This is a genomic window from Mesorhizobium sp. WSM4819 (assembly GCF_055811215.1).
Genome location: NZ_JBVVQO010000032.1, coordinates 1 through 25,038 on the forward strand (window position 1 = coordinate 1; position 25,038 = coordinate 25,038).

Genomic DNA, 25,038 nt, shown 5'->3' on the forward strand with positions numbered 1-25,038 from the left:
TGCCCTAATTCCATACTTCCATAATGACCTAATGCCCTACTGCCATACTCCCCTATTCCCCTATTCCCCTATTCCCCTACTCCCCTACTCGAGCATCATGCCCTACCAATCCCCAATCTCCCCCGGCCGGTCCTGGTATGAGGACACGGCCGGTCCACGGCCCGAATACAAGGCGCTCGACGGTGACCTGAGCTGCGACGTCGTCGTCGTTGGCGGCGGTTTTACCGGCCTGTCGGCGGCGGTGCACCTCGCCAGGGCCGGCAGCAATGTCGTGCTGGTCGAAGCGCATCGTTTCGGCGACGGCGCATCGGGCCGCAATGGCGGCCAGCTCGGCACCGGTCAGCGCGCCTGGGCCGAGGAGCTCGAAGCGGAATACGGCTTTTCCCGGGCCAAGGCGCTGTTCGAACTCGCCGAAGAGGCCAAGGCGCATCTCCTCGAATTCGCCGCCGTCAACAAGATCGAGATCGACTACATGCAAGGCCAGATGTCGGTGGCGCACAAGCAGCGCTATGTCGACGACTACAAGGCGCATGCCGAGATCATGGCGAACCGCTTCGGCTATCCTCACATCAGCTTCATGGACGCCAGGGAGACGGCGGAGCGGTTGGGCTCGGCGCGCTATTTCGGCGGCACCCGCGACACCGGCACCGGGCACATCCATCCGCTGAAGCTGGTGATCGGCACGGCAAAAGTGGCGGCGCAGGCAGGCGCGCAGCTGTTCGAGCAGACGCCGGCGACCGCCATCGCGTCCGTTGGCGGCAAGGTCAGGGTCACGACGCCGAAAGGCACGATATCAGCCGAGAAATGTCTGATCGGCGTCAACGCCCATGGCGGCACGCTCGAGCCGATCAGTGCCGCGCATATCATGCCGATCGGCTCCTTCATCGGCGCGACGGTGCCGCTTGGGGATTCAAACGTGTTGCCGGGCGGTGAGGCGGTCGACGATTCCCGCTTCGTCGTGCGCTACTTCCGCAAATCGACGGATGGGCGGCTGCTGTTCGGCGGGCGCGAGATCTACGCGGTCAACGATCCGAAAGACATCCATGTCCACATCTGCCGGCAGATCGCCGAGCTTTACCCTGACCTCAGGGATGTCGAGATCACTCATGGCTGGGGCGGCTATGTCGGCATCACGATGCCGAGAAAACCGTTCGTGCGCGAGGTGATGCCCAATGTGATCTCGGTCGGCGGCTATTCCGGCCACGGCGTCATGCTGTCGAACTTTTTCGGCAAGCTCTATGCCGAAACCGTCGCCGGCAACCGGGACCGGCTGAGGCTGATCGAGGACCTGAACATCCCGGCCTTTCCCGGTGGCCGGCGCTTGCGCGCGCCTCTGCTGTTTCTTGCGCTCAACTGGTATGCCTTGAGGGACCGCATATAACCACAGGTTGCAAAATCCCTTGCAAGTTGCAGAATCGATCGTAAAGGTGCAGAATCCGCACCGCAAGGGCGCAGTGATGCCACAATCGCCGGCAAAGGATGCCGGTTCTGGGCAGTCGAAGGGGGATTTTGCGGGCCTGCCCGCGTTGGATTGGGACCGATGCCGACCAGATGCCGGTTTCCCGGCACAGGTCGTAAGAACGTTGGCCCGCAAATGGAGGTTGTAAGAGTGAGAGAGCCCTTCAGTTTCGGCGCGCCGGAACGACGGCGCTTTGCGATGCAGTTTGGCTACGACATGCAGCCCAGGTTCTGGCGGCAAATCCGGTCGAACCTGCATCTGGTCATCGCCGCGTTTGGAACAGCAGCGCTACTTGGCGTGGCAGCGATGGCGCTATGGCTGGCATTGCCGGCCACTGAGAGACAAGCGGTCGCGAGTCCCGAGCAGATCGTTTCCAGCATTCCGGTGAAAACAACAAGGATCGTGCCGGCCGCGGCCGCGGCCGCGAGGATAGAAGCGGCGCAGCAGGCTGCGAGCAAGACCGATGCGATTTCGTCGGCGGTGGTTGCAGCGAAGGCCGAGATAGCGGCGCTGGCGCCCAATGATCCCCGCTGGACAGGATCGGGACCGAAGACCACATCCGGCCAGACGGGGGGCGGCCAGACGGCGGGCCAGGCTGAAAAAGCAGACAAGCCGTCCACCGCGGCGGCATTCGCCGATCCGGCAGCGAAAACCAAAGTGGCAGCATTGATTGCCAAAGTCGCTGCTCCCGCCAAGGCGGCGACGGACGGTGCGCCAACCGCCGCCATCTCGACCCCGAAGCCGCTGCCGGCCGCGACACAGAAGGATGGCGCCCAGGCCAAAGTCGAGGCCAAGCCAGCGAGCGCGGCAGGACGTATCCTCAGGGGCGTCACCATGCGCACCGGTCCGAAGAACAGTGCGGCCGCCATCGTCACCATTCCCGCCAAGACCTCGGTTCAGGTGATGGGCTGCAAGAAATGGTGCCAGATCGTCTACAACGGCAAACGCGGCTGGATCTACAAGAGCTTCGTCAAGACCGGCGCGTAGCATCGGCCGTTCTTTGACGTTGCCCACGGCTCATTTGGCTGCCGCAATCAACCGCCCGCGAGCGAGGGACGGTCAGGTCAAACTTGAAACCGACAGGGCCGGACAGCTCAGATGCACCGTCCGCCGTCGACCTCCAGCGCCACGCCAGTGACGAAGGCCGCCTCGTCCGAAGCCAGCCAGAGCGCCGCGTTGGCTATGTCGAGCGGCGTCGAAAGCCGGCCAAGCGGGATCGACGCGCGGAATTTCTCGCGGATTTCGGGTGTGTCGGCGCCCATGAATTTCTCCAGCATGCCGGTCTCGCCGGCAACCGGGCACAGGCAGTTGACGCGGATGTTCTTCGGCGCGAGCTCCACCGCCATGGATTTGGTCGCGGTGATCGCCCAGCCCTTCGACGCATTGTACCAGGTGAGGCCGGGTCGCGGCCTGATGCCGGCGGTCGAGGCCGTGGTCAGGATGACGCCGCCGCCTTGCCTATCCATCACCGGCACGACCGCCAGAGCAGCGTGGTAGATCGCCTTCATGTTGACGGCCGTGATCAGATCGAAGGTCGTCTCGTCGACCTCGAGCATATCGCCGTTGCGATGGGTGTAGCCGGCATTGTTGACCATGATGTCGATGCGGCCAAAGGCACTCTTTGCGGCATAGACCATCTCGTCGAACTCGGAACGGGTCGAGACGTCCGTCTGGGTCCAGATCGCCGCCCGGCCGATCTCGTTGGCGACGCGTTCGGCGCCCTTGGCGTTGAGGTCGGCGACAACAACCTTGGCGCCCTCCTCGGCAAAACGCTTGGCCATGCCCTCGCCGAAGCCTGACGCGGCACCGGTGATGATGGCAACTTTGCTTTCCAGGCGCATGGCTTTCTCACTCATGATTGAAGACTCCCCGCTCCGGCAGCCTCCGGCAATGGCCGCCGAAAGATCAACATACTCTCGATTTCTCCTTTGGCTTTCGCCTCGATCCCGCTCTATGCTGCACCTGCGAAGGCCTCCCGGAACCACCTCGCCGACAAGCGTCCGGGTTGCGCCAGTGTCAAGGGCACACCTCAGGACAATCGGCACGCATCCGATTGGCCCCGGGGATGTGACGCCGTGTCACTGGAAAATCTAAATCGATTAGATTATATCCACGCGTACACCAGCGAGCGGCGTCAGAGCGGACAGACCATGACCAGCCAGATCATTCCCGTCGACCCTTTCGACTTCATCATCTTCGGCGGCACCGGCGATCTGTCGGAACGCAAGCTTTTGCCGTCACTCTATCATCGCCAGCGCGGCCATCAGTTTTCCGAACCGACGCGCATCATCGGCACGTCGCGCTCGAAAATGACCGACGAGGAATTCCAGGCTTTCGCCAGGCAGGCGATTTCCGACCATGTGAAACCGGCCGATATCGACGCCGCGGAATTGGAGACGTTCCTTGCCCGGCTTTCCTACGTCTCGGCTGACGCGACGACCGGCGCGGGCTTCGACAAATTGAAGACGGCGATCGGCGACAGCGAATGCATCCGTGCCTTCTACCTGGCGGTTGCGCCGGCGCTGTTCGGCGACATCTCACACAAGCTGAAAGAGAATGGGCTGATCACGCCGAACTCGCGCATCGTGCTGGAAAAACCGATCGGGCGCGATCTCGCCTCGGCGCGCCAGCTCAACGATGTGGTCGGCGACGACTTCCATGAAAGCCAGATTTTCCGCATCGATCACTATCTCGGCAAGGAAACGGTGCAGAACCTGATGGCGCTTCGCTTTGCCAATGCGCTCTACGAGCCGCTGTGGAATTCCGCCAATGTCGATCATGTGCAGATCACCGTGGCCGAGACCGTCGGCCTCGAAGACCGCGTCACCTATTACGACAAGGCGGGCGCGCTGCGCGACATGGTGCAGAACCATATGCTGCAGCTTCTCTGCCTCGTCGCCATGGAGGCGCCGTCGTCGATGGACGCCGACGCGGTACGCGACGAAAAGCTGAAGGTTCTGCGCGCGCTGAAACGCATCAACGGCAATGAAGCGCCCAAGCACACGGTACGCGGCCAATACCGTGCCGGGGCCTCGGCCGGCGGGCCGGTGAAAGGCTATGTCGAGGAGCTCGGCAAGAACAGCAACACCGAGACCTTCGTTGCGCTCAAGGCCGAAATCGGCAACTGGCGCTGGGCGGGCGTGCCGTTCTATCTCAGGACGGGCAAGCGGCTGGCGACACGCGTTTCGGAGATCGTCATCGAATTCAAGCCGATCCCGCATTCGATCTTCGGCGACAGTGCCGGGCCGATCTCGGCCAACCAGCTGGTCATCCGGCTGCAGCCCGACGAAGGCGTCAAGCAGTTCATCATGATCAAGGATCCGGGGCCTGGCGGCATGCGGCTGCGCCAGATCCCGCTCGATATGAGCTTCGCGCAATCCTTCGACGGCCGCGCCCCCGACGCCTATGAAAGACTGATCATGGACGTCATCCGTGGCAACCAGACGCTGTTCATGCGCCGCGACGAGGTCGAGGCGGCGTGGAAATGGATCGACCCGATCCAGGACGCATGGGAAGGCGCCAGGCAGGAGGCGCAGGGCTATACCGCCGGTACATGGGGCCCCTCTGCCTCGATTGCGCTGATCGAACGCGACGGGCGGACATGGCACGAGAGCAATTGAACAGCGACGCCTACAACTGGCACGCATTTGCCGAACGCCAGGATCTGGCGGCTGCACTTGCCGGCCACGTCGCAGGCCGCCTGACCACTGCGATTGATGAGCGCGGCACGGCATTGCTCGCCGTTTCCGGCGGCACGACGCCGGCGAAATTTTTCGCATCGCTTTCGAGCATCCCGATCGCCTGGAACAAGGTCACGGTGACGCTGGTTGACGAGCGTTGCGTGCCGGTCTCCTCGCCGCGCTCCAATGCGGGGCTGGTCGCCGCCAATCTTCTGCAACACGCCGCCGCAGCCGCACGTTTCGTGCCGCTCTACCAAGAGGCAGAAAGCGTCGGCAATACGTCGGAGGCCGATAGCAGGATGTTGCGGTCGCTGCCCTGGCCGCTCGATGTGGTCGTGCTTGGCATGGGAACCGATGGCCATACCGCGTCGTTTTTTCCTGACGCCGACAATCTGGAAACACTGCTCGACCCGTCCTCGGAAAGGGTCGTGCTCCCGGTTCACGCGACAAGCGCCGGCGAGCCGCGGCTGACGCTGTCGCTGGCGCGGATCGTCAGGGCCGGCTTCGTCGCGCTGCACATCGAGGGTGAGGACAAGCGCACGGCATTCGAATGCGCGATGGCATCGGAAACGCGAAAGCCCATTCGCGCCGTGCTCGACGCAGCCGAGAGACCCGTACAGGTTTTCTGGGCACCCTGATTTCAACTTGCCAAGGGGTCCCGCACGGACCGTGTTTGCGGAACTCGCCTGAAAGGACCGACGCCATGACCGCGAGACGCGACATCGAAGCCATCACCGAGCGCATCCGCCAACGCTCCAGACCGGGGCGCGAGGCCTATCTCGGCCGCATCGCCGAGGCATCGAGCCGCACCGCCAACCGGGCCGTGCTGTCCTGCGGCAACCTCGCCCACGGCTTTGCCGTGTGCAGCCCTTCGGAAAAGCTGGCATTGGGCGGCGACCGCGTGCCGAACCTCGGCATCATCACCTCCTATAACGACATGCTGTCGGCGCATCAGCCTTTCGAGACATTTCCGGCGCTGATCAAGGACGCGGCGCGCGAGGCCGGCGGCATTGCCCAGGTCGCCGGCGGCGTGCCGGCGATGTGCGACGGCGTCACCCAGGGCCAGCCCGGCATGGAGCTGTCGCTGTTCTCGCGCGACGTGATCGCCATGGCGGCGGCGATCGGCCTGTCGCACAACATGTTCGACGCCGCCGTCCATCTCGGCGTCTGCGACAAGATCGTGCCGGGGCTGGTGATCGCGGCGCTGACCTTCGGCCATCTGCCGGCGGTGTTCATCCCGGCCGGGCCGATGACGACGGGCCTGCCCAATGACGAGAAAGCCAAGGTCCGCCAACTCTATGCCGAAGGCAAGGCAGGACGGGCCGAACTGCTCGAGGCCGAGTCCAAATCCTATCACGGGCCGGGAACCTGCACCTTCTACGGCACGGCGAACTCCAACCAGATGCTGATGGAGATCATGGGCCTGCACACGCCGGGCGCCTCCTTCGTCAACCCCGGCACGCCGTTGCGCGACGCGCTGACCCGGGAGGCCACGAAGCGGGCGCTGGCCATCACCGCGCTCGGCAACGCCTACACGCCGGTCGGCCGGATGATCGACGAGCGCTCGTTCGTCAACGGCATCGTCGGCCTGCACGCCACCGGCGGATCGACCAATCACACCATCCACCTGATCGCCATGGCGGCCGCGGCCGGCATCGCCATCAGCTGGCAGGATATTTCGGACCTTTCGGAAGCCGTGCCGCTGCTGGCGCGGGTCTATCCGAACGGCCTTGCCGACGTGAACCATTTCCACGCAGCCGGCGGGCTCGGCTTCCTGATCCGCGAACTGCTCGACGAGGGAATATTGCACGAGGACGTCCAGACGGTTTGGGGCGAAGGGCTGCGGCCTTATGCGGTCGAGGCCAAGCTCGGCGCCGATGGCGGCGTGGTGCGCGAGGCCTCGCCCCGCGAAAGCGGCGACGAGAAGGTGCTGGCGCCGTTCAAGAAGGCGTTCCAGCCGACGGGCGGGCTGAAAATGCTGTCAGGCAATCTCGGCCACGCCGTCATCAAGACTTCCGCCGTGAAACCGGAACGGCGCATCATCGAGGCGCCGGCCAAGGTTTTCGACAGCCAGCAAGGGCTCAACGAGGCGTTCAAGGCCGGCACGTTGACCGGCGATTTCATCGCCGTCATCCGCTTCCAGGGCCCGAAAGCCAACGGCATGCCGGAGTTGCACAAGCTGACCACCGTGCTCGGCGTGCTGCAGGATCGCGGCCAGCATGTGGCGCTGGTCACCGACGGGCGCATGTCGGGCGCCAGCGGCAAGGTGCCGGCGGCGATCCATGTGACGCCGGAGGCGGTCGAGGACGGGCCGATCGCCAGGATCCATGACGGCGACATCATCAGGCTCGACGCCGACGCCGGTACGCTGGAAGTCTTGGTGCCGGCAGGCGATTTCGCGCTGCGCCGGGCGGCGGACAGCGATCTTGTCGGCAATGAATTCGGTTTTGGCCGCGAGCTTTTCGCCGGGTTGCGGCAAATGGTCGGCCGTGCCGACCACGGCGCCAGCGCATTCGGAAACAACGTGGCGGAATTCGCACTTCAGTGAAAAAGGGCGGCTCGCGGCCGTCTGACGCTGGCCGTCGATTGCTACGCTATTTTGCCTTTCGTAGCCGATGCAGGCGGGGGAGCGGGATCGAGGGCTTCTGCGTCTTCAGAAACGGCAAAGTCCGACCTAAAGCGGAAGCTCGTTCGCCCCGGCCGAATTCACGCCCATGGCCCTTTCGGGACATTCCGAGGCCTACTTTCCTTCACGGAACCGGACGTTAAGCGCACCTGTATTGATGACCCGTTCCAGACATAGTCGAATAGTGCCCCAGGCCAAGGTGGATGTGCAGGGCACGGTCACTTGGCGATCGAGAACGACCACGGATTGATGTCGTTGATCCAAAGGAACTCGTTCTCTCCGGCTGCGGTGCCGTTCGGATTGCGAAAGATGGCGGCGCATTCGGGGCCGAAGCTTTGCCATGAGATGCAGATGGCGCGATCGTCCACGGCGGAAGCCCATTCCTTGACATAGATCCCCGACTGCACACCGTCGGGGCGCGACAGGGCAGCGACGCCGTCATTAGAAAAGGCGGTCGAGGCCTTCATGCCCGGCTCCTCACCGATGTTGCGGTAGTTGAGCGTGTGCCCAAGGACGAGTGACCGGATCTCGTCTCCAGACAGCCGATCGCCCGACGCCGGATCGTAGGGCTCCGGCAGCTCCGCGACCCCGGCCTTCTGAAGACCTTCGCGGAGGCGACGGGCGTCGTCCGGCATCTTGAACGGAAACTTCTGGCCTGCCCACATGATGGTCCACGGCTCGCCCGCGCGGACCTTGACGTAGTGCGGCGCCGCCTCGGCCGGGCGGCCAAGATGCCCGTAGGTCGCGACCAGGAGAAGCCTGGCATCCGAATCGTAGGGATGGTCGGCGGCGCACTTTTCGAGTGTTGTGGCAGCTTCGTCGAGGCGATCTCCGGCAAATCGCAGAAGCCCCGCTACAACGCAGTTCGCTGCCTCCGAGCCGGGATCGAGCCCGATCGCAGTATCGATGCGCGCTTGCGCATCCGGCGCTCGGTCCGCGAGGATCAGCCATTTGGCAGCGCTCCACAGGTCCCCGCTGTTCTTCGGCTCGATCTCGACTGCGCGCTCCAGGTTGGCGATCGCCTCGTCGTGGAGCAGCGCGCCGCCGTGCGCGACCTCGGCGGCCGACCTGTAGGCCTGCGCCGGGGATTCCTCGCCTGCTCCCTTCACGACGGAGAACTCGAAGCGGCGCGACTGGTTGAACAGCAGGTACTCGTTCTTTTGAGCCGGGGTGCCCCCTGGGTTGCGGAATATCGCTGAACAGCTTCGTTGCCCGTGGGTCGGGATCTGGTTGAGACAGATGGTGTCACCCTCGATCGTGTTGGGCGCGTCGATTGTGTCCGGGCCGATCCTGATGTGGGCGAAGCCGTGGGCATCTGTCGTCCTCGAATATCGCTCCCCAGTGTTGAGCAGGCGTCCTTCAAACTGGTGGCCGAAGGTGAGCCTCCGGATCTCTTCGCCGGTGAGCCGGTCCTTCGACTTCGGTTCGAACCCGAAGGAGAGCTCGGGCACACCCGCCTTCCGCAGCCCCTCGAGCAGCCGCTTGGTATCGGCATCGTTCCTGTACACAAAGAATACCTGTGCCAGCAGACCGGTGAGCTGGCCATTGTCGGATTCCTTCAACATGGGATCGAGGCGCGCTCTGAGGGTGGCGACCTTGTCGGTCTGCCCAAGGTGACCGTAGGCCGATATCCCCAGCATCAGGCCATAGACGTTGCTCCAGAACCAGCCGTACTCGCCCGACCGCGGTTCGATCTTCTCGAGCGACGCAACGGCTTCGTCGAAGCGATCCATCGAGAAGTAAGCGAGGGCCACCAGGTAATGGCGCCAGCCGTTCCACGCCGGGTCGACACGCGCCGCTGCGTCGATGTAGCCACGCCCTTCCGCAGGCCGCCCGTTAAACGTCAACGCCGCGCTCATCGACTCGTAGTTCCAGGCGTCGCTCGAATCGAGCGCGATGGCCTTCTCCAACGCCACGATCGCCTCGTCCGATTTCTGCTGCCGAACGAGGTGCTCCGCCAGTATCTGATAGTAGGTTGGGGAGGGACGCTTTTCGGCCTCCCGCAAGGCTTCGTCGAGTTTGCGCTGGTTTTCGACCCAGGTGATGCCAAGCGCCGTTAGCTGCTCGGGGCCGGGGGTGCTCCAATGCAGCCAAGCGAGCGAAGCCCAGGCCCGCCCATAATCGGGGTCGAGGGCGACTGCCTGCTGGTAGTAGGTCGCCGCCTTCGCGACGTCTTCCGTCCCACGGCTTTCGAGCTCCAATCCCCGCAACCAAGCCTCATAGGCGGCGGGATTGCTCGTGCCGCCGGCGATCTGGGCGGCGCGCTGGCTTTCGACCAGCCGCAGCTTGAGCGCGGTCGCGATCTGCCCGACCAACTCGTCCTGCAGCATGAAAACATCGCCCCACGCGCCGTCGAAGCGTTCCGCCCACATGTGTCCGCTGCTCTCGCCGTCGATGAGCTGCGCGTTGATGCGAATGTCGTCGCCGACCCGGCGGATGGAACCCTCGAGCAGGTAGCGAACGCCGAGCTCCTTGGCGATGACGGTCGGCTGTACTGCCTTGCCCTTGTAGGTGAAGGCGGCATTGCGCGAGATGACGAAGAGCCCAGGGATGCGCGCCAGCTCGGTCGTGAGATCCTCGGTGATGCCGTCGGCGACGTAGCCCTGCTCCTTGTCGTCGGAAAGATTGTCGAACGGGAGCACCACGAGCGACGGTTTTTCCGAGGCCGTTGCGGCGGCGGGCGACGCAGACGCGGCGGCCGGGCCGGCTTGCTCCGCCGCAACGGGGGCGACCTCCGCAGCCGGCGGCGGCGGAAGGGAGAGCGCCCATGGCCGCCACCAGGCCGCTCCGCCCGCAAGCGCAATCACGAGGGCCGTCGCGACGGCCGGCCACAACCATCGGCGCGTCGCCACTTTCCCCGCGTGCGGGGCAGCGGCCGGCGCAGGGGAAGTCAAGCCGGTCAGAACGCCATAGACCCTAACCGGCTCGACGATGTTCTTCATCCGCTGCTCGCCGAGGTACTCGTAGCCCACGTCGAGCCGGTTGGTGACCTGGTCGTAGGCGGTCCCGGAAATCACGACACCGCCCGGCCGCGCCAAGGCCTGCAGGCGGTCGGCGATGTTGACGCCATTGCCGTGGATATCGTCGCCCTCGACGATTACGTCACCGAGATTGATGGCGATGCGGAACTCCAGCCGCTCATCGGCGGGCGCGCCGGCGTTTAGGTCGCCTTCCGCGCGCTGGATGTCGACCGCGCAGCGCAAGGCATTGATGACGCTTTGGAATTCCACCAGGATGCCGTCGCCCATCGTCTTGACGAGGCGGCCGTGATGGGCGGCAATCTTGGGCTCGAAAATGTCTTTGAGATTGGCCTGGAAGCGGGCGCGCGTACCCTCCTCGTCGACTTGGCTCAGACGGCCATAGCCAACGACGTCGGCGATCATCACGGCGGCTAGGCGACGGTCCATCCACCTGTGCAGCGCAAGCTGCCTCCGGGGCCAAGCCTACACGAGATCACTCGGGCGCGCCATCCGCCGGCCGAGCGTGGGGGATAGGGGCTGCCGAATTGGAGGTCGCTCAACCGGTCACCGCAATAGCGTCGTGCCGATGGGGAGCTCCTGGTGCGCGTGGCTCGTCCGACTGTCGGCGGTGTCGTGGGGGCGTAGGTCTTGCTTCCGCGACCTTCGCGCGATCTGAACCGGATAAGCCGAAGGGCGCATGGCCGGCGTGGCTGCATGTCACACTGATAGCACGAGGGTCACGGGCTAAGGGGATGTCCCCTGTTGGCGCGACCTGCTCGTTCTGGCAGAGGAGCCGAACAGCAGCGTCGCCGCGCGACATTCGCATCGCGGCCGCCTCAAACGGCTTGATGTCGCCTTATTTGGTGTTGGAGCAAGCTATCGTGCTAAGATCGCTGGTCGGCACCGTGCTACCTCTAAGGCAACGCGGCTGCAAGTGCCGGTTCGTACGCATGAGTATACTGCCAAGCTGACCGCAGAAGACAATGCATAGATTTTCTTGCCGCAGATTCTCGCAAAAGCAAGGAGACGTTCATGAGCGCAAGTGGCCGATATCTCCGGAGCCTGATGGCCTGCATGCTTGCCTGTGTCTTCTGGGTGGATACCGCTTCAGCGCAGTCGAATAACGCCGGCTGTACGTTCCGACTGGTAGCAGGGACGTCCCGACAAATTCTGAGATGCCGGCAAGGCCTTACCATCATTGCGGAAGACGGCGCTCGTTTTGCACTGGTGGACCGTGATCGAAATGGTAGTGCCGATGCGGTCAGATTACGGCGCAAGGCGCTGTTGCTCGATGCTCCAGCCGGCAGGGTCCGGGGTGGCTTCGCTGTCGTCACCCCGCAGGCGATCGCCGCGGTGCGAGGTACAAAATGGGCAGTCGACGTTGCCCGAGGCAAGACTTCTGTCTTCGTCGTCAAAGGTCGCGTCGCCGTGCAAAGGCCGGCGTCCAATGCTGGCGTAGTCCTCGGGCCGGGTGAAGGCGTCGATGTGGAGGCCGGAACAGGCACACTGACGGTCAAGCGCTGGCCCGCCGCACGTGTTTCGGCATTGATGGCGCGTTTCGGTCAGTAAGCTAAATGAGCGGGCGAGCGCTTCAGACGCTGATCGCGCTCGTCCTGGCGTGTCTTTGGGGGGCCGGGCTTGGCTTTGCGCACTGGCGCGGCAACATGTGGGGCCTCGATCGCGTCGAAGCAACGATGACGGATCTTCGAACGCTTGTTCGGGGAACCACAACGCCGCCGGAGCTGATTACCATTGTCGCGATAGACGACGAAGCGGTCCGAAACGAGGGCCGCTATCCGCTCAGCCGCGCCACGCTTGCCCGGATTGTCGACACGATAGCTCGCTTTGGGCCGAAAGCCATTGCGGTCGACCTGCTGCTGGTCGATCCCGGGACAAAAGATGATGATGAGGCGCTCGCGCGTTCGCTGCGTGGAACTTCAAGCGTAATCGCTGCTGCAGCGGTCTACTCGGGAGGTAAACAATCGATTGCAGTCGAGGGCGATGGCCCTCTCGCCCGAGTGCCGAATGCCAAGCAGTTTTTGTGGCCCCTGAAAGCGTTCTCGGATATCGCCGCGGTCGGCGTCGTGAACGTGGTTACCGACTGGACGGGAACGCCTCGGTTCGTCCCGTTGCTGTTTCGGGCCGGAGATCGGACGGAAGCGTCTTTCTCCCTGCGCGTTGCCGCCATGGCGGTGGGAGAGGATCCGGGAATAGCGCCCGGCTATCTATCTCTGGGCGGACAGCGGATTCGGACGGACATTGGTCACATACTCCCTCTGACATTCTATGGCCCCCGCGGCACGATCCGCACGATCAGCGCCACGACGGTGCTGGGCGGCCAAGTCGATGGCGGCGTTATTCGGGATCGAATTGTTGTGATCGGAGCAACTGCAACCGGCGCCGGCGATGTTTTCCCGACACCGTTTGATCCCGTGCTCCCAGGCGTCGAGGTCATGTCGACGGCCATTGCCCATCTGATGACCGGCGACGGCATAGTGCGAGATCAGTACGTTCGCCTTGCAGATGCCGGCTTTGCGGTGGTGCTGCCGGTGGTTCTTGTGGGGCTGTTGGCATGGCGTCGCAACGCCATCGGCCTTGCAGCGATCGTCGGCGTGGTTGTGATCTGGTTCGTGGTCAATATGACCGCATTCTCACACCATATCTGGCTGAGCGCGGCGTTGCCGATGGCCGCCGCCGTTCCACCGGCTATTTTGTTCGGGGCCGCGCAGCTTTGGTTGGGCCGGAACCAGGCCCAGTATTTCGCCACGCAGAGCGAATTGCTTCAACGAGTTCAGGCCCCGGGCTTTGAGGCGTGGCTCGCGAAGCATGGCGACTTTCTCCTGGAACCTCTCCGGAGGGACGCCGCCATCATATTCATTGACCTGTCCGGTTTCACCGGACTGAGCGAAACATTGGGGCCGAACGCCACACGCGAACTTTTGAACACGTTCCATGCGTTGGTGGACGAAGAGGTGACAAGCTGCGGTGGCGTTGTCACGAATTTCATGGGTGACGGAGCCATGATCCTGTTCGGTCTACCGGAAGCAGCGACAGATGATGCCTTCAATGCTGCCCGTTGCTGCGCGGCGCTCTCCAGCCGTACCAACAACTGGCTCGTCTCGTTGCCCGCATCAACTGCATCCAGGCTCGGCTTCAAGATCGGAGCGCATTACGGAACAATCGTTGCGTCGAGACTCGGTGGCAAAGGCCGTCAGCACATCGCGACTACGGGTGATACGGTTAACGTCGCCAGTCGCTTGATGGAGATCGCGGCCGGCCAAAATGCCGAAGTCGCAGTGAGCGACGAAATGCTGCAAGTCGCCGGCCGCGACTGCGAGTTGTTCAAATCTGGTGCTTTAAGAGGACCTGTGGAAGCACAGGTCCGCGGGCGTTCAGGCTCGCTCGCAATCTGGCTGTGGCAGAGTTCGCAGACGCTGCAGGATACCAGGCCCCGTGAACAATGATGGTACGGAATGTCTGAATGGCGCCCATTTGACCGCGACACTTCGAATCCTGCCTGAGGCCTCGGCCAACCCGAACGGGAGATTCTGAAAAGAAAAAATCCGCATTGACGGAAGGCAGCTTCGGGTCATGGGCGTGAATTCGGCCGGGGCGAACGAGCTTCCGCTTAGGGTCGCGAACGGCAGGTTTGGAGAAACGCAATGAAGGTCGTCAAATGGCGCTCCTAAGCCAAGCCGTTCGGCCGATCCCCGCCGAATGGCGATCTCCCCACCCGCAGCCGTCGTCTAGGCTGAACCGAAAGGGGGATTTCGATGCATCGCCTTCTCATCGGCTGGTCTGTAGTCAGGCAGGAACGTAGGTCAACCTGATGACTTCCCCGCCGATTCGCTCGCTGGCCACAAGGCGGAGCGGTGGCCGAGAGCCGGCGAAGAAGGGCTTGCCGCGACCAAGCACCACGGGGTGAAGGTAGAGGCGGTATTCGTCGATCAGACCCATTTCGGTCAGGCTTTGCGCCAACTCTGGTCCGGAAGCGGAAATCTCTCCTGTTAGCTTGGCCTTTAGCCTGCGTATCACTACCTCGACGTCATCCGCGAAAAGCGTGGCATTGGGACCGACCGACTTCAACGAGCGCGATACAACCCATTTCGGCTGGCGCCGCCACGCCGCCGCGAACTCGTGTTGCTCCGCACTCCACTCAGGACGGTCTTCGTCCCAATAGCGCATGGCCTCGTACATGCGGCGACCGTACACACTGCCGGTCAGGTCGCGCACGTGCTCTATCCAGTGACGAAAGGGCGCGGGACTTGGCGCAGGTAATTCCTCGTGGTCGACATAGCCGTCGAGGGACTGGTTCATTCCGAATACGATCTTCGCCATGCTGCAAGATCTCCCCGTCGCGTCAGGTATACAAGACGAACGACAGCCAAGCGCCCCGACACATGCCCGAAATTTTTTCTTGTGGGGTCGTTATCCGGTTCTTGTCGCAAAATTCCCGAGTTTTGAATCGGTTTCGCGACTGATATTTGCCACGTCGCAAAACCGGATGTTCTGCGACGATCCGGCGAACAGAATGTTTTTGCGGAAATTCTTACAGCAAGCTAAACCGCGCGAAACGTCCGCGCTGCAAGCGAATATTGCGCTGTAAGATACTTGGGTTCCACATTTGGGTCAGGGGCTGGGCTTCGCGCCCCCCCCTTTTTAGACGTCGAAATGTCCCTACTGCACCGTCAGCTCGGCTCGCTCGCCGGCTGTGATGGTCACCGTGCTTTCCTTCGAGCTGTTGTCCAGCTTTTCAGAGACGACGGCATAGTCGCCGGCCGGTAGCGCCGCCTGATATTTCTCGTCATAGGCGTAGCCGAGCGATTTGCGGTTGCCGTTGATGTCCTTCTTCGCATCGAAAATCTCGATCTTCGAAGCCCCTGGCGCGGTGATCGCCAGCACGCCGGCATTGATGGCGATCTTCAGATCCTGGTGCTCACCGGCCTTGACGCTGAACGGCTGCTCGACGACGGCAAGGTCGACCGTCGCCGTCAGCACATAGTCGTCGGGCGGCAGATCGAACTTGCTATCGGGGCCATAGGCATAAGCCACCTCTTGCCTCGTTCCGTCGATCTTCTTTTTTGCCTTGAACACCTTGAAGCCAATGCCCGAGCCGTCGGCCTTGTCGCCGCCGGCAATGTAGTAGGCGTTGGCCACGACACGGCCGACGCCGACGACGATATCCTTGTCGACGACCTTGCCGGCAGTGAGCGGGATGGTTTCGGTAACCTCGCCCTGCCCGATCCTGACCGTGACTTTCTGATCGCCGGCCGGCAACACCACCTTGGTGTCGCCATAATAGGTCGCAGGCATTTCAACGCCCGGAAAGGCGATCACGACAGCCGCGCCATCGGCCACATCCGCTCCCTCGCTTGGCCGCGGATGAATGATGAGCGTGCCGGCATCGAGCACGAACAGGGGTTTGTAGACCTGGCCCGCCTCGACCGTGATCTTCTGTTCGGTCCTGGCCTCGCCATGGCGCGCCACGACTGCGTAATCGCCCGGCTCCAGACTGCCTTTGTAGGCGCCGTATTCGGTGGCGACGTAATCGCCGCGCGTGCCGTCGGACTTTGCCTTGAATATCTCCCAGGAATTGCCGTCGGTGACGGGATCGCCGCCATCGGCGAGCACCACGGCGGGCATGAAGTTGAACTCCGGTTTTTCCGGCGCGGCCGGCGGCGGCGCAGGCGCTGGTTCGGGCGCCGGTGCAGGTGCGGCGGCGATGGTCTCGACCAGCGCGTCCTGCAGCGCCTTCTCATCCGACGCCTGGATGTATTTGCCGCCGGTGTTGTCGGCGAGGCAAGCAACCTGCTTGCCCTCGTCCGCGGTCAGGCCGAAGCCGACGACGTTTACGGTGAAGTCGACACCGGCAGCCCTCAGTTCCTTGCCGAGCGCGCAGGGGTCGCCTTTGCAGGTCTCGAGCCCGTCGGTGATCAGGATGACGGTGGCCTTGTCCTCGGTGTATTTCAGCGCCTCGGCCGCCCGCCTGACGGCTGATGTCAGCGGCGTCTTGCCGATGAATTTCAGGCTGTCGGCGGCAGTGGAAACAGCGCCTGCCGTGCCGGCTTGCGGCGGCACGATGAGCTCGATGTCCTCGCAACTGCCCTTCTCGCGATGGCCATAGGCCATGAAGCCGATTTCCTTGTCGGCGGGGACCGATTGCAGCACCGTTCGCAGCGATTCGCGGGCGATTTCGAGCTTCGGCTTGCCGTCGATCTGCGCCCACATCGAACCGGAGGCGTCGAGAACGATGACGACACGGTCGGCGGCAAGGCCGAGCGTCGTCATCCACAACAGGAGCGCCGCCGCAACGATGCTCCGTGCAAGTCCCGCCATGAAATCTCCCCCCAGTCAGTGGTCGCCAGTTCGTCGCAGCCAGTCAGCTTCTGCCAGCCAGTCCACGCGCCAGTCCGTGCCGCCGGGGGAAGCTATTTGACGTCGCGTCAGGATACAAGCCCGGGCGCGCCGGGGCACGTGAGGGGTTGGCGTGACTGCGCCAGACCCCTCAATATGTCGTGCGCCGCTCTTCGGAAGGCGGCCGGCCAAACTGCAGCCGGTAGCTCTGGGCAAAATAGGAGTGTGAGGTGAAGCCGGTGGCGATCGCCACGTCGAGGATCGGCATGTTGGTCTGACGCAGCAATTCGCGCGCCCGCTCAAGCCTGAGCCGCATGTAATAGCGGCCGGGCGTCACACTGAGGTGGCGAAGGAACAGCCGCTCGACCTGGCGCACCGACAGGCCCGCCGACTTGGCGAGCTGCACCGCCGACAGCGGCTCGTCGAGATGGTCGGCCATCAGCTCGACGATGCGGCGCAGTTTTTCCGATTTGCCGGTCAGGTCGCGCTCAGGGCCGACGCGCTGGCGGTCGCCGGCGGAGCGGATGCGCTCGTGCTGAAACTGGTTGGCGACGCCGTTGGCGAGGCTCGAGCCGAAATCGCCGCGCACGATCTCCAGCATCAGGTCGATCGAGGTGGTGCCGCCGGCGCAGGTATAACGCTTGCGATCGATCTCGAAGACATTGCCGGTGCAGTTGATGTCGGGAAACCGTTCGACGAAGCCGGCGCGGTTTTCCCAGTGGATGGTGCAGCGATAGCCTTCGAGCTGGCCTGCCTCGGCGAGCAGGTAGGAGCCGACCGACAGTGCGCCGAGCGCGTTGCCGCGCCGGCCCCAGCTGCGCAGCGCCGCCAGCACCTTGCTCTTGCCGGGAAACTCGGTGGTCAGCCCGACCGAGACGAAAAGAATATCGATCGGCGGCAGATCGGCGACAGCGTAGTCGATCTTGAGCGGCAGGCCGTTGGAGGCCATGACGGCATCGCCGTCGGCCGACACCGTCGTCCAGCCATAGAAGTCGTGGCCGAGCAGCCGGTTCGCCGACCGGAACGTGTCGATTGCGGCGGCCAGCGAGAACATGGAAAACTTGTCGACCAGCAGGAAGCCGAACTGCCGGCCGCCGTGAATGGGATCATTGGTGACCGGCCGCTCTGGGGGAACAGTGAGGTTCGGCAAAGCTTTGGGCTTTCCAGGTTCAGAAAGACGGCCGTTTCAATCCGGCCGCGAGATAGGCGGAAGCTAGCGTGTTGGCCATCAGCATGGCAATGGTCATCGGCCCGACGCCGCCGGGCACCGGCGTGATGGCGCCGGCCGTCCTGGCCGCTTCCGCAAAGGCGACGTCACCGACGAGACGGGTCTTTCCTTCACCCTTTTCTGGCGCCGCGATGCGGTTGATGCCGACGTCGATGATGGTGGCGCCCGGTTTGACCCAGTCACCCCTGACCATTTCAGCTCTGCCGACAGCGGCAACGAGAATGTCGGCGGTGCGCGCAAGTTCAGCCAGGTCCTTCGTACGGCTGTGCGCGATGGTGACGGTGCAGTTGGCGGCAAGCAGAAGATTGGCCATCGGCTTGCCGACAATATTGGAGCGGCCGACGACCACCGCATTGAGCCCGGAAAGATCCTTGCCGCGCACACGCTCGATGAGCAGCATCGAGCCGGCCGGCGTGCAAGGCACGAACGCCGTCTCCAGTTCGCCGGTGCCGAGCTTGCCGACATTGATGAAGTGGAAGCCGTCGACATCCTTTTGCGGCGCTATTGCCTGGATGACCTTGCCCGCATCGATATGGCCAGGCAGCGGCAGCTGCACCAGGATGCCGTTGATGCCGGGATCGGCGTTGAGTTCGCCGATGATAGCAAGCAGTTCCAGTTCGGACATCTCGGCCGGCAGCGTGTGCTGGACCGAATGAAAGCCGCATTCCTTGGCGGTGCGGGATTTGGAGGCGACGTAAACCTGGCTCGCCGGATCCTCGCCGACGATGACCACGGCGAGACCGGGTTTGTGCGCGCCCTTTTCCATCAGTTCGATCGTCAGGCCCTTGACGCGCCGCACCACGCTTTCGGCAACGCTTTTTCCGTCAATCAACTCGGCCATCAACCATCCTCGACATCGCTCTGCTTCGGGCGGCATTCTCACGAAAATCCGACCGGGCAATCCCGTCAAAGCGCCGTCTTATGCCGCTAACTCGAAACCGATGGCTTTTATTCTATTCGGCGCTCAGAAATAGCGCCGCGATCGGCTTTCGGTGAGTTCGCGAACCGCTTCGCGGAATTTGCGCAAGCTGGCTCGGATTTCCTCGATGGAGGCTTGCTGTTCAGCGGCTTTCGAAGCCTGATCTGCCTCCTCCGACGAGGCTCGCCGATACTGCTGCTGCGGATGAGGCACTTGTCCGGCATGGGGCGGAACGGGCGGCGACGCCTTGTATGCTTTGTCTTCAATGAGTGTCCGGCGCTCTTCTGTCCGGCGGCGCGGCCGCGAATCGGCAGTTTCGCGCAGGCTCGCATAAGCGCCGCGCATGGCGCCGAGGCCGACACCGGAAGCAAGCCCCGCCAGCAGGCCGGCAAGCACCGTCATGGCGCGCGACGGTCCGTTTGGCTCGAGCGGGGCGAACGCCCTGGAGATCACGTTGATGTTGGCGGTGTTGATGTCCTTCTGCTCGCCGGTCTCCCTGGCGCGGAGAAGATATTGCTCATAGACGGAGCGTTTGGCGGCGGCCTCGCGCTCCAGTTCGCGCAGCGTGACCAGGTCGCTGTTGACGTCGCCGCTACGGACCTTCAACTGTGCCAGCCGGGAGGCCAGATCCTGTTCGAGCTGCACGGCGCGCCTCAAGTCGACCTGCAGCGACGAGGCGATGCGGCGCAGTTCCCCGGCGATACGCTCGCGCGATCCGGCAAGCTGGGCATTGAGCGCCTGGAGTTCGGGATGGCGCGGGCCGAGCCGGATCGCGGCGCGGTCGGCCTCCTGCTTGAGCGTCGCATACTGCGAGCGCAGCTCGCTCATGGTGTTGGAGTTGATCTCCTCCGGCAAGGTGCCGCTCAGAACCGAATTCACGTCGATCGAGCGCGCCGACGCCGCGCGGGCGTTAAGTTCCAGCGTGCGCGCGCGGGCGATGGCCAGCTGCTGGTTGAGCTTGAGCATCTCGTCGTCGCTGATCAGGTGGCCTTGCGCGTCGACGAGGTCGTGCGCGGCCCTGAAATCCTCGACCTTGCGCTCGGCCACTTCCACGCCCTTGCGCAGCTCGTCGAGCCTGCCCGTCAGCTCGTTGGTCGCGCGGCCAGCGGTGTCGGACTGGATCTGACCGAAGGTCTGCAGAAAAACATCCGTCATCGTGTTGGCGATGAGCGCCGACTTCTCGCCATTTTGCGTGGTGGCGCTGACGGAGATGACAAAGGTCTTGCCGCCGCGCTCGACCGCAAGGCTCTCGGCCAGATTGGCGACGGCCAGCGCACGGCGGCGACCTTCACCGGCAGCCGGCCCGTCATTGCGCGACAGGACCGACCGGATGACCGTCATCATCCCCAGCCCATCGGAACCTTGCCCGTTGAACTCCGGATCATTGACGAGATTGAGTTTGTCCACGACCTTGTTCAGAACGGTACCGGAGGTGAGCACGCGAACCTGGTTCTCGACAATGGCCAGCGTCGCGTCGGACGCAACCACGGATTGCGTGAGGTCGCGGTCGGTGAGCTTCAGGTCGCGCGGGTCGACGATCAGCTCTGCGGTGGCTTCGTATTTCTTCGGCGTCGACAGCGCGATCCCGACGCCAAGCGTGGCGCCCAGTATCGTCATGGCGACGATCAGCAGCTTCGAGCGGGCAATGCCGCGGACGACCTGCATCGGATCGATCAACGGCTTCCATTCTTGTCTGTCGTCATCCTGACGGGAAGACCGCCGCCCGTCATCTGCATATCCGGGTTCGGGTGCGGCATATCGAGGTTCGGGTGCGGCGTGTCGAGGCTCAAACGCGGCGTATCGAGGCTCGAACGCGGCGTATCGGGGGTCGGCATCGGATCGGCGGTCCTCGGAAACAGCGGCAGCAACCGGCTCCTCCCGCGGCATGGCTTCCGCATGGTCCGCTTCAACGGGCTCGTCGGTCTCAGGTGGCATCCGCGCGGCCGAAGCCGATGCATCCTCGGCTTGAAACCGGCTTGTTTCATCGTTTGCCGGTAACTCCGGAGTCACCCAGCGTTCCGGGGTCGCCGTGGGCTCCGGGGTTGCCGAGAGGTCCGGATGCGCTCGCCCCTCGCGGCGTAAGCGCGCGAGACGATGGCGCGTTGCGGCATCGTTGCGCCATGACGGGTCTGCCCGGTCCCCGATCGCAACCAGCGATGGTTCTTCTTCGCCGCGCAACGCCTGGCCGAGCGCCAGCAAGGAGCGCTCGCGCTTCCAATCTTCACGTGTTTGCCTGTCGACCATTGTCGTGGAGCTTGCCCTTTGCGGCTTGGACGCGCGGTCAGCCATTCGTTAAACCACGCTAAACAAGTATAGGAAACAAAAGGTTAATTTCCCAGCCTTGAAGACACGGTTTCCCTCTAGGGTTGTGCCCTGCTTGAAAGCATCGAAAGCGCCCAGAACCGCGCGTTAAACTTTCAGGCCTATGCTGTCTCGACACATGACTCAGGCTGGCAACATCCCGCAAAAACGGCCTCTCGCCCGGATCGGCGCTTTCGTCGCCGAGCGACGGCGGCTGGTTCGCGACTATCTTTCGGCGATCAGTGGCGCGGGCGGGCGGCTGGTGTTTTCGCTCGCCTATTTCATCGCGCTGGCCAACACGCTGTCGATCGCCGAATTCGGCATGTTCGCCACCGCTTCGGCGGCCGGCGTGATGCTGTCGCGCATCCTGGCCTTCGGTTTCATCTCGGCGCTTTACCGAACCGCCACCATCCGCCCCAATCTGATCGGCACCTTCACGGCCGGCTTCCTGCTGTTTGGCGCGATATCGCTGCCGTTGCTGGCTGCCGCCTCCTACGGCGTCTACCTGGTCTTCTTTGCCGGCACCGTGCCGCTGTCGGTCTTTGCGGCGATCGTGTTTGCCGAGGCGTTGCTGTGGCGGCCGGTAGAGGTGGCGCTGATCGTCAACAACGGCCTCGGCAAATTCGGCCGCGCCGCCCTGCTGACGATCCTGGCGACGGCCTTGCGGGCGCTCGGCGCCGTGCTGTTCATGTTCGCGGCGCAGCCGACCATAGGAGCCTGGTCCTGGTATTACATCGGCGCCAACGCCGCCTCGCTGCTCATTGCCTTCGGATTTTTCTATCCGCGCCAAAGGCTGCGGCTGCGGCCGGCGCTCTATCTGCGGCGGCTCGCCGATTCCATCTACGTGGCCGGCGCAGAGGTGCTGTTCTACCTGCAGATGGAATTCGACAAGCTGCTGGTGCTGGCGATCGGCGGTCCGCACCTCGCCGGCATCTATGCCATCATCATGCGGCTGGTCGACCTGACGGCGATCCCGATCCGCACCTTCTCGATGATGCTGGTTCAGCGCATGATGCGGGCGCCGGAACTTTTGTCGCGCCTTTCGGTCAGGAGCGGCATCGAAGGCGGCGTGTTCGCGGTCTCGACGCTGGCGCTGGCGACACTCGGCATCGTGCTGCATTTCTTCCCCAACGCGCTCGGCAGGAATGTTGCGGAGGCCGCCCCTTTGGTGGCGCTGGCGATCTGTGTGCCGGGCCTGCGCAATCTGATCGAATACCAGGCCGAGCTTCTGTTCGCGCGCGGCCAGACGCTGGTGCGGGCGATCAACCTGGCGCTGCTTGCCGGGCTGAAGGCGGTGCTGCTGACTTATGTGCTGACAACGATCCTGGACACGCCCGATCTGGTGCTGTCGCTCAACGTCGTCTTCCTGCTGCTCTATCTCGCCTCGGCGCTGCTCACCTACTCGGCGATGCGCAGGCCGGCGAAGCCGGTCTAGGTCGACCAGCTGGCTGCCGTCGATGCCGAGATGGGATGGACACTTCGATTCGTTGGCAGTAGTCGCTGGCGATGGGACGCCACAAATGATCACGCGTGGTTTACAGGTGAAGGCCGTTATAGCAATCAAGCTCTAAAATGGGGGGAGTTCTACGAAGTGATCGGCGACGGCGGGGCAGTCGACGAGCCCGATTGGGGGGTTCTGTCGTCGGACAGTCCGACATCACGGCATTTCTTGTTCTATTTTCGAGATGAGACCATCGAGGTTGTCGCCCGAGACTGGTCGTTCACTCGAAAAATGCCGGGTGTCGGGTAGCGGCGAGCCTTGCCGCCGCTTCTCCAGAGCAACGTTCGCGCCACGACTGCTACCAGTTCGTTGCGGCCGTTTATCGTTCAGCCCGCGTCAGTTAGGCATCGCGCAGCAGTGTGCTATCGGGCAGATGAGCCGGGCCAACGGAGTGATGAGATGCGTCTGAGGAATTGCCACAACTTCCATGACTTCCGCAGCATGGCCAAACAGCGCCTTCCCCGACCGATCTTCAACTACATTGACGGTGCGGCCGATGACGAAGTCACTTATTGGCGCAACAGGGCTGCCTTCGATGTCTGCGACCTGGTGCCGAATGTTCTGCGCGGCGTGACCAATGTGGACATGTCGGTGACCGTCATGGGCCAGAAGCTAGCGATGCCGGCCTACTGCTCGCCAACAGCGCTCCAGCGCCTGTTCCACCATCAGGGCGAACGTGCGGTGGCGGCAGCGGCGGCGAAATATGGCACGATGTTCGGCGTCTCCTCGCTCGGCACCGTCAGCCTCGAAGAGGCGCGCCAGATCAGCAATGGGCCGCAAGTCTACCAATTCTACTTCCACAAGGACCGCGGATTGAACCGCGAGATGATGGCCCGGGCCAAGCAGGCGGGAGTAGAGGTGATGATGCTGACGGTGGACAGCATCACCGGCGGCAACCGCGAGCGTGACAAGAGAACGGGGTTCGCCATCCCCTTCAAGCTCAATCTCGCTGGCATCGCGCAGTTCGCGGTCAAACCGTCATGGGCGATCAACTACTATATGCATGAGCGGTTCCGGCTGCCACAGCTCGAAGGCCATGTCGACATGGGCGGCGGCGCGATGTCGATCAGCCGCTACTTCACGGAGATGTTGGACCCCTCCATGTCGTGGGGCGACGTTGCCGAGATGGTGCAGCACTGGGGCGGACAGTTCTGCCTGAAAGGCATCATGTCGGTCGAGGATGCCAGGCGTGCGGTCGAGATTGGTTGCACCGGAATTGTCCTCTCCAATCACGGCGGTCGCCAACTCGACGGCTCGCGTACCGCGTTCGACCAGCTTGCCGAGATCGTCGCTGCGGTGGGAGACAGAATCGATGTGATGATGGATGGTGGCGTGCAGCGCGGCACCCACGTGCTCAAGGCCCTGTCGCTGGGCGCAAAGGCCGTCGGATTGGGCCGCTACTACCTTTTCCCACTGGCGGCCGCCGGACAGGCCGGCGTCGAACGCGCACTGGAATTGATGCACATCGAGATTGAGCGTGGCATGAAGCTGATGGGCTGCACCTCGGTCAACGAACTCACGCGACGGAACCTGCGCTTCCGCCAGTAACAGGCGACTTCCCACCCTTTCATGACCTCCTGCCAGGAAGGTCGGGGGCCTAAGCCCGGTCGTTAAAGGGCGATGAGTTTTTATCCTCGGACTAATCGAGCCCGATCAGGCGGCGGATGCGGCCGACATCGGTGCCGATAAACGACTGCATGCCGATGGCCACCTGTTGCGGCGCCATGGCGGCGACGAAACGGCGGAACTCGTCATCCGACAGCGCCTCGCCCGTCCAGTGGACGCGGCAGAACTCCTCCGAGCCATGGAAATGGCCGGCGCCGGCGAGCACGTCGTCGACATAGCGGCCGTAGATCATGCATTCGGAGAATTTGCGCGCCGCACCGACGATTTCGACCCAGTTGCGGCCATGGATCGTCTCGATCCGCGCACACAGCGCCGTCACGGTTTGGCGGCGCCAGGCAATCAGCGTCGAAATGTAGTCGTGGGTCGAAACCTCCGATGGCTCGC

The 25,038-nt window shown here is 63.4% G+C and carries 15 protein-coding genes and 2 pseudogenes; 9 read left to right on the forward strand and 8 right to left on the reverse strand.

Features of this window, described 5'->3' with window-relative positions:
- Positions 1-97 precede the first annotated feature (97 nt).
- Positions 98-1,381, forward strand: coding sequence for an NAD(P)/FAD-dependent oxidoreductase (locus AC0L18_RS24115; RefSeq protein WP_473494470.1), 1,284 nt, complete (start codon positions 98-100; stop codon positions 1,379-1,381).
- 228 nt (positions 1,382-1,609) lie between these two features.
- Positions 1,610-2,446 (forward strand): SH3 domain-containing protein, encoded by an 837-nt coding sequence (locus AC0L18_RS24120; protein WP_473494471.1) that lies wholly within the window; start codon positions 1,610-1,612, stop codon positions 2,444-2,446.
- Positions 2,447-2,553: 107 nt separating this feature from the next.
- Here AC0L18_RS24120 and AC0L18_RS24125 read toward each other — a convergent pair whose 3' ends face one another.
- Positions 2,554-3,300 (reverse strand): SDR family oxidoreductase, encoded by a 747-nt coding sequence (locus AC0L18_RS24125; protein WP_473494530.1) that lies wholly within the window; start codon positions 3,298-3,300, stop codon positions 2,554-2,556.
- 309 nt (positions 3,301-3,609) lie between these two features.
- Here AC0L18_RS24125 and zwf point away from each other — a divergent pair, with 309 nt between their 5' ends.
- From zwf to edd, 3 genes are all read left to right on the forward strand, one after another.
- Positions 3,610-5,079: a glucose-6-phosphate dehydrogenase gene (zwf, locus tag AC0L18_RS24130; RefSeq protein ID WP_023800301.1), complete on the forward strand. Its 1,470-nt coding sequence runs from the start codon at positions 3,610-3,612 to the stop codon at positions 5,077-5,079.
- Positions 5,061-5,777 (forward strand): 6-phosphogluconolactonase, encoded by a 717-nt coding sequence (gene pgl, locus AC0L18_RS24135; protein WP_473494472.1) that lies wholly within the window; start codon positions 5,061-5,063, stop codon positions 5,775-5,777. Before zwf ends, pgl begins: the two co-directional genes overlap by 19 nt.
- Before the next feature lie 65 nt (positions 5,778-5,842).
- Entirely contained in the window at positions 5,843-7,687 is a 1,845-nt protein-coding gene (gene edd / locus AC0L18_RS24140; protein WP_473494473.1) for a phosphogluconate dehydratase, read from the forward strand.
- A gap of 2,414 nt (positions 7,688-10,101) precedes the next feature.
- On the opposite strand, the pseudogene AC0L18_RS24145 reads toward edd, so the two are convergent.
- A pseudogene (locus AC0L18_RS24145) lies at positions 10,102-11,172 on the reverse strand (adenylate/guanylate cyclase domain-containing protein); the annotation flags it as partial.
- 585 nt (positions 11,173-11,757) lie between these two features.
- Here AC0L18_RS24145 and AC0L18_RS24150 point away from each other — a divergent pair.
- Entirely contained in the window at positions 11,758-12,294 is a 537-nt protein-coding gene (locus tag AC0L18_RS24150; RefSeq protein WP_473494474.1) for a FecR domain-containing protein, read from the forward strand.
- A gap of 5 nt (positions 12,295-12,299) precedes the next feature.
- Positions 12,300-14,189: a CHASE2 domain-containing protein gene (locus AC0L18_RS24155; RefSeq protein WP_473494475.1), complete on the forward strand. Its 1,890-nt coding sequence runs from the start codon at positions 12,300-12,302 to the stop codon at positions 14,187-14,189.
- Positions 14,190-14,529: 340 nt separating this feature from the next.
- Here the strand turns inward: AC0L18_RS24155 and AC0L18_RS24160 are convergent, their stop codons facing one another.
- The 5 genes from AC0L18_RS24160 to AC0L18_RS24180 form a co-directional block, all read right to left on the reverse strand.
- Positions 14,530-15,063: a dihydrofolate reductase family protein gene (locus AC0L18_RS24160; protein WP_473494476.1), complete on the reverse strand. Its 534-nt coding sequence runs from the start codon at positions 15,061-15,063 to the stop codon at positions 14,530-14,532.
- A 339-nt stretch (positions 15,064-15,402) separates the two neighbouring features.
- Entirely contained in the window at positions 15,403-17,061 is a 1,659-nt protein-coding gene (locus tag AC0L18_RS24165) for a vWA domain-containing protein (RefSeq protein ID WP_473494477.1), read from the reverse strand.
- A gap of 169 nt (positions 17,062-17,230) precedes the next feature.
- Positions 17,231-18,229 (reverse strand): GlxA family transcriptional regulator, encoded by a 999-nt coding sequence (locus AC0L18_RS24170; protein ID WP_473494478.1) that lies wholly within the window; start codon positions 18,227-18,229, stop codon positions 17,231-17,233.
- 19 nt (positions 18,230-18,248) lie between these two features.
- Positions 18,249-19,148: a bifunctional methylenetetrahydrofolate dehydrogenase/methenyltetrahydrofolate cyclohydrolase gene (locus AC0L18_RS24175; protein WP_473494479.1), complete on the reverse strand. Its 900-nt coding sequence runs from the start codon at positions 19,146-19,148 to the stop codon at positions 18,249-18,251.
- 123 nt (positions 19,149-19,271) lie between these two features.
- Positions 19,272-21,470, reverse strand: a complete 2,199-nt coding sequence (locus AC0L18_RS24180) for a GumC family protein (RefSeq protein WP_473494531.1) — start codon at positions 21,468-21,470, stop codon at positions 19,272-19,274.
- A 196-nt stretch (positions 21,471-21,666) separates the two neighbouring features.
- Here AC0L18_RS24180 and AC0L18_RS24185 point away from each other — a divergent pair, with 196 nt between their 5' ends.
- Positions 21,667-22,962: a lipopolysaccharide biosynthesis protein gene (locus tag AC0L18_RS24185; RefSeq protein ID WP_473494480.1), complete on the forward strand. Its 1,296-nt coding sequence runs from the start codon at positions 21,667-21,669 to the stop codon at positions 22,960-22,962.
- Positions 22,963-23,427: 465 nt separating this feature from the next.
- The gene (locus tag AC0L18_RS24190) at positions 23,428-24,576 is read left to right on the forward strand and encodes an alpha-hydroxy acid oxidase (protein ID WP_473494481.1); all 1,149 of its coding nucleotides are present in this window, start codon (positions 23,428-23,430) and stop codon (positions 24,574-24,576) included.
- A gap of 91 nt (positions 24,577-24,667) precedes the next feature.
- Here AC0L18_RS24190 and AC0L18_RS24195 read toward each other — a convergent pair.
- Positions 24,668-25,036, reverse strand: a pseudogene (locus AC0L18_RS24195) (DUF6492 family protein); the annotation flags it as partial.
- Positions 25,037-25,038: the final 2 nt, after the last annotated feature.